The sequence below is a fragment of the Bradyrhizobium sp. SSBR45G genome, from assembly GCF_030159255.1.
GTDB lineage: Bacteria > Pseudomonadota > Alphaproteobacteria > Rhizobiales > Xanthobacteraceae > Bradyrhizobium.
Window position 1 is genome coordinate 49,841 of the sequence record NZ_BSCT01000027.1, and the last position, 14,676, is coordinate 64,516.

A 14,676-nucleotide genomic window follows, 5' to 3' on the forward strand; every position below is an offset into this window, starting at 1 on the left:
TCGTTGTCATCTCCCTTGATTTTTTCTCAGTTCAGCTTCGCCGAGACCGGCCGCAGCCCATCCCCCGCGCAATCCTTGCGGCGGTCCCGCAACGACGGCCGCAGCGCGTCCGCCTCGTCGCCAGCGGGCGCGATGATGCTCTGCGGCCGGGTCAGGCTTTCGGGCCTGAGGATCTCGGCGAGCTTGTCCTCGGAGAGCAGGCCGCGCTCGCGCACCAGCTCGGCGACGCCGCGGCCGGTGGCATGGGCCTCGATCGCGACGGCGGTCGCAGCGGCGTAGCCGATGTACGGGTTGAGCGCGGTGACGAGGCCGATAGAGTTCTCGACATCGGCCAGCAGCCGCTCGCGGTTGGCGGTGATGCCGTTGACGCAGCGCTCCTCCAGGGTCAGGCAGGCCTGCCGCAGATGGCTGATGCTCTTGAACAGGCTGTGGGCGATGATCGGCTCGAACGCGTTCAGCTGCAGCTGCCCGGCCTCGGCGGCCATCGTCACCGTCAGGTCGTTGCCGATCACCTCGAACGCCACCTGGTTCACGACCTCCGGAATGACCGGGTTGACCTTGCCCGGCATGATCGAGGAGCCCGCCTGCACTGCCGGCAGATTGATCTCGTTGAAGCCGGCGCGTGGCCCGCTCGACAGCAGCCGAAGATCGTTGCAGATCTTGGAGATCTTGACCGCGATGCGCTTCAGCACGCCCGACACCTGGACGAAGGCGCCGCAATCCTGCGTCGCCTCGACGAGATCCGGCGACGTCATCAGCGGCAGGCCGGTGATCGCGATCAGATGCTTGCAGACGATGCGGGCATAGGCCGGGTGCGAGGCGATGCCCGTGCCGATCGCAGTTGCGCCCATGTTGATCTCCTGGATCAGGAGCGCGGCCTCGTGCAGGCGCTCCTGGTCCTCGCCGAGCATCACCGCATAGGTGTGAAACTCCTGCCCCAGGGTCATCGGCACCGCATCCTGCAGCTGGGTGCGGCCCATTTTGAGCACGTCCTTGAATTCGTCGGCTTTGCGCGCGAAGGCCAGCCGCAGGATGTCCATCGCCGCGGCTAGGTCGCGCAAGGAGCGGCAGGTCGCGATCTTCAACGCCGTGGGATACACGTCGTTGGTACTTTGGCTCATGTTGACGTGCTCGTTGGGATGCAGCCGCGCATAGTCGCCCTTGGCATGGCCGAGCAGCTCCAGCGCACGGTTGGCGATCACCTCATTGGCATTCATGTTGGTGGAGGTGCCGGCGCCGCCCTGGATCGCATCGACGAGGAAATGTTCGTGCAGCTTCCCGGCGCGCAACTCCTTGCAGGCCGCGACGATCGCCTGCCCCCTCGATTCATCGAGCAGGCCGAGCTCCATATTGGCGAGCGCAGCGGCCTGCTTGATCGCGGCGAGCGCGTTGATCAGCTGCGGATAGCTGGATATCGCGATCCCGGTGATGCGGAAATTCTCGACCGCCCGCAGCGTATGCACGCCATAATAGGCTTCCGAAGGCACCTCGCGGTCCCCCAGCAGATCATGCTCGTTGCGCACGCGCGCCCCCCACATCTTTGTCGTTGAGGCCGCGCGGCGACGGTGCGTCGCAGCTCACGGCCGGATGCGGCGGATGTTTTGTTCAGGACGCGGCAACGATCCAATGCTATGTGCGCACCCGTCATTCCGAGTTTGCATGAATTCAAGCACTGCAACCGGGCATGCTGCCGCCGATGCGCCCGTCCTCTTTCGATCGAGCCGAGGCGCAGGGGGGAAGCGAGGTCGGATCATGGAATTGAAATGGCTCGAGGATTTTCTCAGCCTCGCGCGCACTCGCAGCTTCTCGCGATCAGCCGAGGAGCGGCACGTCACGCAATCCGCCTTCAGCCGCCGCATTCAGGCGCTCGAGCTCTGGCTCGGCGTGTCGCTGATCGACCGCTCGAACTACCCGACGACCCTGACCGACGAGGGCCGGCTGTTTCTGGAGACCGCGGAAGAGACCGTACGTATGTTGCATGCCAGCCGCGTCTCGCTGCAGGCCAGCATGCGGCCGAGCACGCAGATGGTCTCGGTCGCCGCCCTGCATACGCTGTCGCTGCGGTTCTTCCCGCGCTGGTTTCGCAGCATCGAAGCGCAGGTCGGCCAGGTCGGCAGCCGGCTGCTGCCCGACGATTTCCATAGCTGCCTGCAGGCCATCGTCGAAGGCAGCTATGATTTCCTGCTCACCTTCCACCATCCCCACGTGCCGATCCCGCTGGAGCCGGAGCTCTATCCGCATCTCGTGGTCGGCACCGACAGCCTGGTCGCGGCGCGCAGTCCGCGGCTCGCCGGCGGCGAGACCGAGGGGGCTCCGCTGCCCCTGCTCAGCTATGCCACGAGCTCGTTCCTGGGGCGGCTCGCCACCTTCGCCCAGGCGCAGTTTGCGCAGGAGCAGGCCGGCGCGCCGCCGGTGCAGGTGGCCCACACCAACGAGAATGCGATGGCCGATGCGCTGCGGTTCATGGCGCTGGAAGGCCATGGCCTCGCCTGGCTGCCACGCAGCCTGATTTCAAGAGATCTCGACGAGGGCGCGCTGGTCCTGCTCGGGCCGGAGATTCCGCTCGAGATCCGGCTCTATCGCAGCCTGCGCCGCACCCGGCCCGTGGTCGAGAAGGTCTGGAGCGCCGCCCGGCAGCTGTCGCCCTAAAACTATGTCAAATCGGAATGGCGCTGTCGGCCTCGGCATTGGATTTGGCCGCGCCACCGCCGCATGGTCGGCGGGTCAGGGAGGAAATGAAACGATGATGCTTGGCGTACTCGGCGGCATGGGCCCGATGGCGACGGTGGATTTCATGGGCAAGGTGATCCGCAACACCCCGGCCGCGTGCGACCAGGACCACATCGAGATGGTGGTGTGCTCGGCGACATCGGTCCCGGACCGCACGGCCGCGATCCTCGACCAGGGCCGCGATCCCCTGCCTGCGATGCTCGATGCGCTGAAGCGGCTCGAACGCTCCGGCGCGACCTGCATCGCCATCCCCTGCAACACCGCGCATCACTGGCACGGCGAGTTGCAGGCGCGCACCCACGTGCCCATCCTTCACATCGTCGACGCGCTCGCCGATGCGCTGGCCGAGCGCGGCCTCAAGGGCACCACGATCGGCGTGCTCGCCACCGACGGCACCGTCCGCGCCGGCATCTATCAGCGCCGCCTCGCCAAGCGCGGCTTCGCCTGCGCGATGCCCGATGCCGCAGGACAGGCCGAGGTGATGCGCGCCATCCGTCTCGTCAAGGCGGGAGATGTCGGCGCGGCGACCACGATCCTGAGCCGCGAGGCGGCCACGCTGGTGACCAAGGGCTGCTCGCAGGTCGCAATGGCCTGCACCGAGATCCCGCTCGCGCTGGCTGCGGCCGACGGCGAGCTGAAGCCGCGACTGCTGGACCCGACCGACATGCTGGCGCGGGCCTGTGTCAGATCCTGCCTGGCCACGCTGGACAAGCCGGAGCGGCGGGTGGCGTAACCGCCCGCCGCTGAGACGCAAAAGGCCGCCTGGGATGACCAGGCGGCCTTTCGCTTGCTTGGCAGGAGACGGCAGGCCTCAGCGGCCGCCGCGCGAGAGCATTTCGAAGCGGTAGTTGACGCCGATCAGCGCAGTGTGAAGCTGCGTCTTCTGGCTCACCACGTTCGGACCGCCGGTCACCGCCGCCGCGCCCGGCAAGGTGCCGGTCACGGTGCCGAAATCGGCGTAGTCATATTCGGCGAAGGCCGACCAGTTGCGCGCGAACATCCATTCGACACCGGCGCCGACCGTCCAGCCGCTGCGGTTGAACGCCGCCATGGCGGTTTGACCGGTGGCGTTGTTGACGACCGCGACGCTGGTTCGCGTCCACGCCGCACCGCCTCTCACATAGGCCATGATCTCCGGAGTCACCAGATAGCCCGCGCGCAGCGTGGCGGTGTAGAGGTTCCGCGTCGCCGAGTTTATTGTCAGCTGCGGCCCCAGCGCGCTGGAGCCGTTGATGACGCCAAGATCGGCCATCGCCTGGACGCCGAGAACGAGACGATCGATCTGATAGTCGCAGCCGACCTGCAGGCCGCCGATCGCATCGCTGCCATTGGCGGAGACCGCGGTCGGAAGCTGCAGAGCCGCATTGGCGACGGGCACCGCACCGCCGCCCGCGACCGGAGGCGGATTCTGCGCACCACCATTGTTGCCTTGCTGCGGCGGGTTCGGCTGGCCGCCACCATTGTTCGGCGGCGGGTTGTTCGGCGGCGGCGGATTCTTCGGCGGCCAGCCGGGCTTCACCGGCGGCTTCCAGGCATGGTCACCGTGATGATAGTTGCCGTCGTGCTTCTGCCAGTCGTCCTTGTCCTTCTGCCAGCCGTCCTTCCAATTGTCCTTCTGCCAAGCGTCCTTCTGCCAAGTGTCCTTGTCGTGCTTGTCATAGGCGGGCTGCTTCTGCCAGCCATAGCCGCCCTGCTTGTCGTTCTTGTCGCCGTCGTCCTTGTCCGGCTTCAGCCAGGCATAGCGCTCGTACTCGCCCTTCGACGGCTGCTTCGACCAGCCAAAGGCCGGCTTGTCGTGATCGTCGTCCTTCTTGCCGCCCCAGCCGCCCGAATCATGCTTGTCGTGCTCATCGTGCCGCAGCCAGGCATAACGGTCGGAATAGCCGCTGGAATGCAGCTGTGACCAGCCGCCCGACTTGTCGTGGTCGTCGTCGCGCCCCTTGTCGGACCAGCCGGAGACGACATGCTTGTCGTCTTTATACTTGTCGTCCTTGTACGGCTTCGCCTGCCACGGCCAATCATGATCCGCGTGCTTGTTGTCGCCACCGTTCCAGCCAGACTTCGGCCAATGATAGCCATCATCATGGTCGGGCTTGTCGTGCTTCTGATCGTACTTCGTCCACTTGTGATCTTTGTAGTTGTCCTCGTGATGATACTTGCCGGGCTGCCACCATCCCTTGTCGCCATGGTGACCATAGACCGGTGGCTTGTAGGGCGGCTTGTAAGGCGGCTTCCATCCACCATTGTTCCCGCCGGGGTTGTTCGGCGGCGGCGGGTTCGGCGGCGGATTGGCAACCACAGGCGGTTTGGCCGGAGGCGGGTTAGCGGCGTTGCCGCCGGGCTGCTGGACAGGCTGAAGGGGCGCCGCATTGGCGACCTGGCTCCAATTCTGCTGCTGACGCGACCACGCCATGCCGGCGTTGGCGCCGGCGTGGCAGCCACTCCACCTGTAGGCGAAGACGTCGGGCGGCGGGAGCGGCGGGGGCAGGGCGAGATCAGTCGCCCAGACCGATGTCGTACTTCCTGCGAAAGTCGATAGGCAAAGACACACGCCAAATACGCGACGCATCGAACTCATAACTCCTGAACACGTGCCGCAACAAACGACGCCCGCATCAGGAGGATCAGAATGTGTCGCGAACTGAATTGAAAAATGTCATTCGAAAGGAATGCGGATCGCGACGCTGACGCGATCGAAATTGGATGTTGAGTGTTGCACGCAAGATGCAGAATTCTGGCGAAAAGAAGCTGGCCGCGCCTCGCGACGGCGCTCTGCGCAGGCGCGCTCGATGTCGTGCCGCGGATCGCGTGCGCGGTCGACGACGATCCGTCGACGACGATGCGTCGCGCGCGCAGCGCTGCTGCAGGGTGTTTTGCACATCCCGCGCCGCCCCGATCGTACGCCAAGCGGCTTGCGCGGCGGACAACTACACGCGCCGATTGCGCGGCGAGCACCGCGTCACACTGTCATGCCCGCTCCATGTTGGAGTCCCATTTCGACGTGCCGGCCAATCAGCAGCGCAAGCCGATCTCGGCAACACGGCGGCGCATGCGGCCGATCCACCACGACATCGTCACGCCATCGATCCGCGCACACCGCGGCGCTCGTTGCCGCAATCGCACCGAATGCGGCGACAAGCCGCCGGCGTGATGGCGAATGATCAGCAACACGGGCGGCGACGCGTCCGCATTTCGGCTGGCGGGATGATTGATGCGCGGCGGCGCGTTCAACGACGCAGTGACAGCGACGGACAGCTCACGCCGACATGGCCTCCGGCCGAAGATCCGCCTCATCGACCCAGCGATTGCGGCCGAAGCGCTTGGCCGCATAGAGCGCGTCGTCGGCGCGCGCCAGCGCCACCGACGGGCTGGTCGCGGCGGCGTCCGCGACATGGACCAGACCGAGGCTGATGGTGACGATGGCAAGCCCGTCCGGCCGCGCCGGATGCGGAATCTGCAGCGCCCGCACGCGCTCGACGACGTGCTCGGCGAGCCGCGCCGCCGCGGCGGCCGACAGGCCGCGGGCATGGACGGTGAACTCCTCGCCGCCGAACCGCGCCGCCGCGGCGCCGGCCTCGCCGGCGACCTCGCGCAGCGCGGCCGCCACCTGCCGCAGGCAGTCATCGCCGGTCGGATGGCCGAGATGATCGTTGAACGCCTTGAAGTGATCGATGTCGATCATCATCACGGCCACCGTCCCATCCTCGGCGAACCAGGCCGCCAGCGTGCTGTCGAGCGCGCGGCGGTTCGGCAGCGCAGTCAGCGGATCGGTCAGCGACAGGTCCTTGAACAGCCGGCTGGCCTCGCTCGCCGCCTGCGCCGCCTCGCGCGCGTCGAACTCGCGCAGGAACGACACGCAGCGGTTCAGCTCGCTCTTCCAGTTGGCATAGAGCGTCAGCACCGCGCCGGTCACGATCTGGATCACGAAGGCCGTGCGGAGATCCTGATGCAGGCCGGCCTTCATCAGCGCGGCCGCGACCGCGAGCGCGAGCGCGGCGGCCGTGAACAGGATCGCGAAGCGGAAGCGCAGCATCAGCAGCATGTTGCCGAACACGAAGGTCAGCGGAAACTCGCCGAATGTGTAGGCGGAGAATGCGCTGTCGGAGATGTAGAACAGCCAGATCGGCACCACGAAGGCATTGAGGACGCCGATCGTCATCAGCCATTCGCGCGTCCGCGCATTGACGGACCCGATCAGCCAGATCAGCGCGATCGAGACCGGCGTCACCGCGAGCCCGCGCAGCACGAAGACCGCGGACATCACGTCGTCGAGCAGCAGAACTCCGGTAAAGTTGTAGACATTAAAGAGACATAAACCAACCGCGATGGAACGCCTGAGCTCGGCGATGCGCTGGGCGCGCGCATCGTGCTCATACGCCTGCTCGACCTCGGGCGAGAACCGCAGCAGCAGGTCGAGGCGGCTGGGCAGGGCCGGATTGCTCATCTGTTCCGCGGATGTCCTCGAGTTTGCCGGCCCTTCTCTGCAGGACCGCGGCAAAACCTTAGGGACGAGGCCCTAACCGCCAGCTAACGCTGCGCCGGCCCGGATCCGGCGTGAAGGCACGACGCCCGGCCGCGGCAGCCGTCGGATCCACCCTCGCCGGCGCGCGCCGATGCCGCCGCCTGCGTCACCGCACCCGCTGCCAGCCCTTCGGTGTCCAGCGCAGCAGCATGTTGGAGAGCGGCTTCGGTGCACGGACCGTGAGATTGGCGGCGAGCGTCCGCAGCGCGTCGATCGCGGTCGGCGAGTCCTCGCCGCTATAGAGCACCAGATCCGGCGACGGTGCGGCCACGATCAGCACACCGCCCTGCGCCTGCGCCAGAGGCGCCCAGCTGTCGATCAGCGCCAGCCGGCTGCTCTCATAATAATCGCCGGTGATGTGGCCGAACTGTCCCGCCGGCATCGGCTTCGCGACCGTCATGATCGGCTTGAGCCGGCTGCGCACATTGGCGAGGCCCGTGGCGACGGCCTGCTCCGGCGAAAGCCCGAGCGCCGCCAGATCCGGCGCGGCCAGGATCTTCGTGGTCCGCGACGAATCCAGCACCGGCACGATCACGAGCCCCTCGACCAGCGGCCGCGTCGTCGCCACGCCGCTTGCGCCGAGCTGCTCCACGGCACGCTGCATGTCGGCGGCCTGCCGCACCACGACGCGCAGGCTGTCCTTGGCCGGCTTCGCGGTCGCCGTCCGCGTCGCCTGCACCACCCCATTTACATAAGTGTCGATCTCCTTGAGACAGCCGGCCCGGTCGGCGGTCCTGCAGAACGCCTGGATGCGGTCGAGATTGGCCTGCAGCGGCCCGATTGTGAGCGTCAGCGGCCCCTTGATCTCGACCGGCATGGGGCGCACGGCCGCGCGCACGCGCTGGGCCACGAAATCGGTGAAGGCGGCCTCGCTGGTAGGGACCTGCTGGGCGACGGCGGTGCCGGCGAGCAGCAGCAGCGCGGCAAAGGCGGCCGCGGCGCGTCGGACGGCACGCCGCTGCATAACGATCGAACGGGACATCGGGACCAGGCGCCGAACTCGGATGCGGTGGGAATGGGAACCCATCCTCACCGAGCGGCGGCCGCAAATCAATCGCCGATCGCGCGGCGGTCACGCATCCCCCGCCGCCCCAGCCCGCTCACGGATTGCGCCGCGAGAACGAGATCGCATAGGCGCCGTTGCGGATGTCGATCATCGGATCGTCCGACGCCTCGACGCCGTCGGTGAGCTGGCCGGGCAGGAACAACAGCTTCTTCTGCGCGGCGTCGCTGTCGGCGACCGCCTTGTCGATCGTGAGCACGCCGAGCTCGACCAGCTTGCGATCGTCCGGCCACGGTTTGGCTGGATCCTTGGTATCGTCGCCGGCGGCCGCAAGCTGCGCCATGAAGCGGAACGCGACCGGCCCCTGCTTCAGCCGCGCCGGCAGCTCGGTCATCAGGAAGTCCGGCCCGCGCTTGGCGGCCTCGGCCTTGTCGAGATGCACGATTTTCTCCGGCAGCATCTGCCAGCGGATGGCCTGCTTCTGGCCAGCCTTGTTGACGAGCACGAAGGCGTTGACGCCGAAATAGGCCTCGCTGGCAAAGCTGTCCGGCGTCGCGATGGTGCCGAGCGCGGCCGGCACCGACGGGTGACTGCCGATGAACTGCTCGATCTTGGTCGGCTTGGCCGCGCCGGGCCCGCTGTCCGCAATCGCCAGGAACAGGTCGCGCAGCTCCGCCGCCGTCGAGACCGGGAAGAATTTGAGCGAGTTGATCACGATGTCCATGTCGCTGCCGTCGGCGAGATGGAACTTCACGGCCATGCCATGCGGATTGGCATCGTCGGACCCGTCGGGCAGGTTCGGCACGCCGGTGGAATCCGAGAAGCGCACCGTCACCGGGATTTCAGCCCCGCTGAACAGCGACGCCTTGCTCAAGCCCGCGGCTTCCGCCGACGGCTTGAACTTGCCCTCGACCACCACGCCCTTGGCGTGATTGGCGCGGAACCCGGCATGGACGCCGAACACCTTGTTCATCGCATTGACGACCTGCTCCTCGACCGGCGCGTCCTGCGCCAAGGCTTGCTGCGCTGATGTCATGGCGGCAAAGGAGAGGCCTAGTCCGATCAGCGCAGCAAGATGTTTGCGGTTCGTCATCAGCAGCTCCTGTTGTGGCGAGTATCGCATCATCAGACCACAAAATCGCGACACGAGCGACCATCGTGTCGACGTCTCGGCCGCCGTGTGGATCCCTTTCACGCGCCGAGCTTTACGATCAGCGTCGGCGGCTGATGCTTGCGGAAAATAGACCTGGACCTTGGGATAGAGCGGCAGGTTGGTGCGATGGTCGTAGAGCATGTCGATCGGAATGCCGGCATTGCCGGGCCGGTCGAGCAGGGCTCGATCGTGAACCCAATTGTCCGGCGCAACGCAGTGATCTCCAACGTCACCCGCTTGGTGAGCGGCTTGCGATGCTCCTCGGAGTGGTCGGCCCAATAGGCTTTGATCGGGTTCCAGAACGCCTTCAGGCCCTCGTCATAGGCACCGCCGCGCTGATCGTGACATGATAGCCATCGGGATCGCGCAGCGAGAACTCCGCGGTTCCCGTGTTGGGGTTCACATGCGGCTCCTCGTCGAGCGCCGCTGCCAGCTCCCGCGCCCGCGTCAGCGCCGCATCGAAGTCCTCCACCCGGAAGAACAGCAGCAGGCCGTTGCCGAACGTGGCCATGTGCGGCAACGTGAGCGACGGATGCTCATGCGCGCCCCAGGCATGACAGCAGAGCAGCACCGTTCCGTCAGACTCGACGACTTGCCCGAAATAGCTGTGCACCGGCGGCGTCTCGGGCAGGCCCAGCAGCCTTTGATACCACGCCGTGCTGCGGCGCACGTCGGCGACGCCGATGATCGTCCACAGCCGCGTCATCTGGTCCTCCCTGGTGGATTGCCGCGCGAATGCCTCAGTCTCGCTGCGACCGCACCGACATCAACGCGTCAGCGGCCATGCCGATCCGGCAAGACATCCCGGCAAGACATCCGGACAAGGCAGCGCGCAGCATCATCCGCGCCTTGCGGCCACAGCCGGAATGTCCCTATTGTATCCAAGCGTGCCCGCGTCTCCATCGCCTCCGCGATGCCTCGGTCCGGATCCGGCATCGTGACGATGTTCGACCGTGAGGTCGGACCGGACGCGCCCATGACGGAGTTTCAACAGTGCCCGCACCGGAAAGCTTCCCCATCGACAGGGTCCATGTGCCCGACAAGAAGCGCAAGACGCTCAAGCCGGAGGTGGTCGACGCGCTCGCCGAAAGCATCCTGGAGTCCGGCCAGCGCGAGCCCATCCTCGTCCGCCGCGAGAAGGACCACTACGTCCTGGTCGAAGGCCTGCACCGCCTCGAGGCCTGCAAGGCCCTCGGCGAGCCCGCCATCAAGGGCCGCTTGATCTCAGCCGAGGAAGCCCGCCAGCGCGAGCTGCCGCCGCCGCCGATCGATCCGGAGCGCGAGAAGATGGAGCGGCTGCGCAAGCTGCGGCTGGAGCGGGAGGAAGCCGAGAAGCTCGCGGCGTCGTCGCGCGGCGGCTCGGCGGCCCACACTGCGACACGTGCGCGCGGGCCTGCTGACACGGCAAACCGCAGCGGCCGCGCCGGTGCCGCCAAGCCGGCACGGTCCGGCGCCGCTGCGGCAGCGCCCAAGACGCTGTCCGACTGGATCAAGCAGCAGGAGCGCAGCGGCGGCCGCTACTGATCGTCCCGCGTCGCCAGGGCGATCACGTCCGACGATCTGAGCTCTGCGTTCGTCTCGCTCTCGGCCATGGCCGGGACGGGGCCTGGCATCACGGCGTGGATCGAAGTCCGACTACCAAGTTGGACCAGCCTATGCGATCGTCTGCGGGCCGCGAGCTGCTTGCCTGCGCCGCTGCATTGCAGTTCACCCATCGCCTGTCAGGCCATCGAGAGGACGCCCATGCCAACCGCCATCTATCCAAGCCTGAAGAACCGCACGGTGCTGGTGACCGGCGGCGGCTCCGGGATCGGTGAGGCGATCGTCCGCAATTTTCTCGGCCAGGGCGCGCGCGTCGCCTTCATCGACATCGATCGCGAGGCGTCGGACAAGCTGCTCGCCAGCCTGCCGGCCGAAGCCCGCATCCACTTCGCGCATGCCGACCTCAGAGACGTCGCCGCATTGCGCGCCGCGATCGATGGCGCGCGCGAGGCGCTCGGCCCGATCACCGTCCTCGTCAACAACGCCGCGCGCGACGACCGCCACACCATCGACGAGGTCACGCCGGACTATTGGGACGAGCGCATGGCCGTCAACCTCAAGCACCAGTTCTTCGCCGCCCAGGCGGTGGCGCAGGACATGACCCAGGCCGGCGGCGGCGCGATCATCAATCTGGGCTCGGTGAGCTGGGTGCTCGGCCAGGGCGGCATGCCCTGCTACACGACCGCGAAATCCGCCATCCAGGGCCTGACCCGCGCGCTGGCCCGCGACCTCGGCCCGGCCAACATCCGCGTCAACTCGATCCTCCCCGGCTGGACCATGACCGAGCGCCAGCTCAAGCTCTGGCTCACGCCCGAAGGCGAAGCCGAGCTGATGCAGCGCCAATGCCTCAAGCGCAAGATCATGCCCGACGACATCGCCCGCGTCGTGCTGTTCTTCGCCTCGGACGACAGCGGGGCGTGCACGAACCAGAACTACATCGTGGATGGCGGGTGGGTGTGAGGGGCCTGCCGGCGCGCGCGGAACCCGACCCGCGCCCGCAGGCTCTTCGTCATGACGTGGGAACATCCTTGGCCCCCGGCGAGTTCATCCCGGCTGGGGAGACGACAACCAAGGAGTCCACCATGGCAAGAGACGAGCATAACAAGGCGGCCGAGCACCACGACAACGCCGCCAAGGCTCATCGTTCCGCCGCCGAACTGCACGGCAAGGGCGATCACGCGAAGGGCAAGGAGCACGCCAGCAGTGCGAAGCAGCACTCGCAGACGGCCAGCCAGCACAGCGACCAGGCGCACGCGAAGAGCCAGCAGCAGAAGTAACGCAACGGAAAGGCCCGGGTCACCCCGGGCCTCGCCGCGTTTAATTGGGTCAGAACCGGCGCGCGGTCACCGCCGCCAAGCGCGACGGCGGGGCTGCCGTCAGGCCGCTCGCACCGAGCTCAGGAACTTGCCGACCTCGGATTTGAGACGGCTCGAATTGTGCGACAGCGACCGCGCGGCGGCGAGGACCTGGGAGGAGGCGGCGCCGGTCGAGCGCGCACCGCCCTGCACGTCGGTGATGTTCGACGACACCTGCATCGTGCCGTGCGCGGCCTTCTGGACGTTGCGTGCGATCTCCTGCGTCGCGGTCCCCTGCTCTTCCACCGCAGCGGCGACGGTCGACGAGATCTCCGACAGCTTCTCGATGGTGCTGCTGATCTCTGTGATCGCCCCGACGGATTCCTTGGTCGCCATTTGGATTCCGTTGATCTGCTGGCCGATCTCGCCGGTCGCCTTGGCCGTCTGCTCGGCCAGCGCCTTGACCTCCGACGCCACGACCGCAAAGCCGCGACCGGCCTCGCCGGCACGCGCGGCTTCGATCGTGGCATTGAGCGCCAGCAGATTGGTCTGTCCTGCGATCGTGTTGATCAGCTCGACGACGTCTCCGATGCGAGCCGCTGCCTTGGAGAGCTCGCCGACGCGACCGGTGGTGGCGCGCGCCTGGCCGACGGCGTCACCCGCCACGCGCGCCGACTCCTGAACCCGGCGGCTGATCTCGCCGATCGAGGACGACAGCTGCTCGGTCGCGGACGCCACCGATTGCACGTTCGCGGACGCTTCGTCGGATGCGCCGGCAACCATCGTCGTCAGCTCCTGCGAGCGCTCCGCGGTTGCGGTGAGCGAGGAGGCGGAAGCTTCCAGCTCCGTGGCAGCCGACAGCACCGTTTCGACGATTTCTCCCACCGCAGCCTCGAACGTATCGGCGAGCTCGATCATCTCCGCCTTGCGGCGCTCGACGGAATGCTGATCCTGGGTGGTCCTGGCTTCGGCTTCGTCGCGCGCCCGCTGCTCGGCATTCTCGCTGATGATGACGACCGTCTTGGCGACCTCGCCCACCTCGTCGCCACGGCTGGCGCCCGGAATCTTGATGTTCAACTCGCCGGCGGCCATCCTCCTGAGCGCTGTGTTCAGCCGCGTCAACGGCCTTGCGATGCCGACGAACGAGAACAGCACCGAGCCGACGAACGACAGCATCACGATCACCGCCACGATGAGGTTCAGGCGATTGGCCTGACTCAGCTCGCTCGCCGCCAGCGCCTTGGCCTCCTCGGCGTCACGGGTCGCGGTGTCGAGCGCGGTTCGCATCAGCTCGACGATCTGATTTGCGGCAGGCAACGCCTTGGTGTTGAAGAGCGCCTTCTTGGCTGCCTCGACCTGGATCGCCTCGCCGGTGACGGCGGAAAATCCCTTCACGGTCTTCGCGAGGCCATCGATGGTGCCGAGCAGCCCGGTATCGCTGATGATGCTCCTGGCGGCGTCCAGCGTATCTTCCAGCCCGCCGGTACGATTGACGATCACCTGCTTTTCGCTCTCGTCGCCGGTGGCGATCAGGCGCCACGTCGCCGCCTGGACCGAATTGAAATTCGAATCGGCTTCGTTCAGCACCTTCTCGATGTCGCTTCGATTCGAGGCGCGGATCAGTGACGGCGACAATTGGAAGCCTTCGAACGTCCTGGTCCATTCCGCCGAACGTTCAGCCCGCTTCTTCGTGATGTCGAGGATCTTGAGCTGGGCCTTGCCGATGTCCGATGCCGACTGGTGGTAGTCCGCGCCAAGGGATCTGATCGCCTGCAGACGGTCCTTGTCCGCCGGCCGCGCGACGTTCGCGATCGCCGCATCGAGCTCTCTCGTCAGGTTCGCAAAGGCGCCGTTCAGCCGGTCGACCTGCGTCTCCAGTTCGGCCGAGCTCTTCGACTGCCAGACGTCGCGCAGCACCAGCTCCATTCCGCGCAGGGCGACATTGGCGCGAAGGGTGCGATCGGCGACCGCCTGCTGCAACGAGGCGCGGTTGGTCGCCGCGGTGATGGCCGTCTCCGAAGCCATTTGATTGGCGACCATGCCTGCAGACAGCAGAACACCAAAGAGGCCGACGGCGCCGAGCTTGTTTCCAATGCGATTGAGCTTGATCAATGTGCCCACCACTTCACGTTGAAATTGGATGTTCTTCGCGCAACCGATCCAGCCTGACGAGCCGGATTGTACTGCCTGCATAGAAGACCCGTCCTAATTAGTAGTTAAGTAATCGTTCCGAGATCGGGCGAAAGCCGAACTGCGCCTGGAATTGCGGACACGCGCATGCTGAGTCCGGCGAATTGGCCCCGACATTCCGGTTTGATCTCGCCCGGCATTCCGCGATCATGGCGTCCACCGTTCCGAATTGACGCCGGCAGCACGGTCACACGGCGCCGCGGAGGCGCAGACACCGCGCAACCGGCGCGGTCAGCATTCG

The 14,676-nt window shown here is 66.6% G+C and carries 13 protein-coding genes and 1 pseudogene; 6 read left to right on the forward strand and 8 right to left on the reverse strand.

All coding sequences use genetic code 11. The features are described from left to right. Positions 1–26: 26 nt before the first annotated feature. Entirely contained in the window at positions 27–1,538 is a 1,512-nt protein-coding gene (aspA, locus tag QQL87_RS26075) for an aspartate ammonia-lyase (protein WP_284421841.1), read from the reverse strand. 214 nt (positions 1,539–1,752) lie between these two features. Here aspA and QQL87_RS26080 point away from each other — a divergent pair, with 214 nt between their 5' ends. Together QQL87_RS26080 and cuyB are read left to right on the forward strand one after the other, a co-directional pair. Then, positions 1,753–2,649 carry a LysR family transcriptional regulator gene (locus QQL87_RS26080; RefSeq protein WP_284421843.1) on the forward strand — a complete coding sequence of 299 codons (897 nt, stop codon included), beginning with the start codon at positions 1,753–1,755 and terminating at the stop codon, positions 2,647–2,649. 94 nt (positions 2,650–2,743) lie between these two features. Then, positions 2,744–3,463 (forward strand): cysteate racemase, encoded by a 720-nt coding sequence (gene cuyB, locus QQL87_RS26085; RefSeq protein WP_349817295.1) that lies wholly within the window; start codon positions 2,744–2,746, stop codon positions 3,461–3,463. 78 nt (positions 3,464–3,541) lie between these two features. On the opposite strand, the gene QQL87_RS26090 is transcribed toward cuyB, so the two are convergent. Then, the gene (locus QQL87_RS26090) at positions 3,542–5,299 is read right to left on the reverse strand and encodes an outer membrane protein (protein ID WP_284424129.1); all 1,758 of its coding nucleotides are present in this window, start codon (positions 5,297–5,299) and stop codon (positions 3,542–3,544) included. A 411-nt stretch (positions 5,300–5,710) separates the two neighbouring features. On the opposite strand from QQL87_RS26090, the gene QQL87_RS26095 reads away from it, so the two are divergent. Further along, positions 5,711–5,881: a hypothetical protein gene (locus QQL87_RS26095; protein WP_284421845.1), complete on the forward strand. Its 171-nt coding sequence runs from the start codon at positions 5,711–5,713 to the stop codon at positions 5,879–5,881. A gap of 105 nt (positions 5,882–5,986) precedes the next feature. On the opposite strand, the gene QQL87_RS26100 is transcribed toward QQL87_RS26095, so the two are convergent. From QQL87_RS26100 to QQL87_RS26120, 5 genes and pseudogenes are all read right to left on the reverse strand, one after another. Further along, entirely contained in the window at positions 5,987–7,174 is a 1,188-nt protein-coding gene (locus tag QQL87_RS26100) for a GGDEF domain-containing protein (protein WP_284421846.1), read from the reverse strand. Between the two features lie 184 nt (positions 7,175–7,358). Next, entirely contained in the window at positions 7,359–8,234 is an 876-nt protein-coding gene (locus tag QQL87_RS26105; RefSeq protein ID WP_284421847.1) for a DUF1444 domain-containing protein, read from the reverse strand. Positions 8,235–8,352: 118 nt separating this feature from the next. Further along, the gene (locus tag QQL87_RS26110) at positions 8,353–9,348 is read right to left on the reverse strand and encodes a catalase family peroxidase (protein ID WP_284421848.1); all 996 of its coding nucleotides are present in this window, start codon (positions 9,346–9,348) and stop codon (positions 8,353–8,355) included. 113 nt (positions 9,349–9,461) lie between these two features. After that, positions 9,462–9,746 (reverse strand): annotated as a pseudogene (locus QQL87_RS26115) (alpha/beta hydrolase); the annotation flags it as partial. Beyond that, positions 9,716–10,114, reverse strand: a complete 399-nt coding sequence (locus QQL87_RS26120) for a VOC family protein (RefSeq protein ID WP_284421849.1) — start codon at positions 10,112–10,114, stop codon at positions 9,716–9,718. The pseudogene QQL87_RS26115 and the gene QQL87_RS26120, both read right to left, overlap by 31 nt. Before the next feature lie 287 nt (positions 10,115–10,401). Here QQL87_RS26120 and QQL87_RS26125 point away from each other — a divergent pair, with 287 nt between their 5' ends. From QQL87_RS26125 to QQL87_RS26135, 3 genes are all read left to right on the forward strand, one after another. Next, positions 10,402–10,932: a ParB N-terminal domain-containing protein gene (locus QQL87_RS26125; protein ID WP_284421850.1), complete on the forward strand. Its 531-nt coding sequence runs from the start codon at positions 10,402–10,404 to the stop codon at positions 10,930–10,932. Positions 10,933–11,151: 219 nt separating this feature from the next. Then, entirely contained in the window at positions 11,152–11,910 is a 759-nt protein-coding gene (locus QQL87_RS26130; RefSeq protein WP_284421851.1) for an SDR family NAD(P)-dependent oxidoreductase, read from the forward strand. A gap of 122 nt (positions 11,911–12,032) precedes the next feature. Continuing rightward, positions 12,033–12,227 carry a hypothetical protein gene (locus QQL87_RS26135; RefSeq protein WP_284421852.1) on the forward strand — a complete coding sequence of 65 codons (195 nt, stop codon included), beginning with the start codon at positions 12,033–12,035 and terminating at the stop codon, positions 12,225–12,227. Positions 12,228–12,326: 99 nt separating this feature from the next. Here the strand turns inward: QQL87_RS26135 and QQL87_RS26140 are convergent, their stop codons facing one another. Then, positions 12,327–14,354, reverse strand: coding sequence for a methyl-accepting chemotaxis protein (locus tag QQL87_RS26140; protein ID WP_284421935.1), 2,028 nt, complete (start codon positions 14,352–14,354; stop codon positions 12,327–12,329). Positions 14,355–14,676 lie beyond the last annotated feature (322 nt).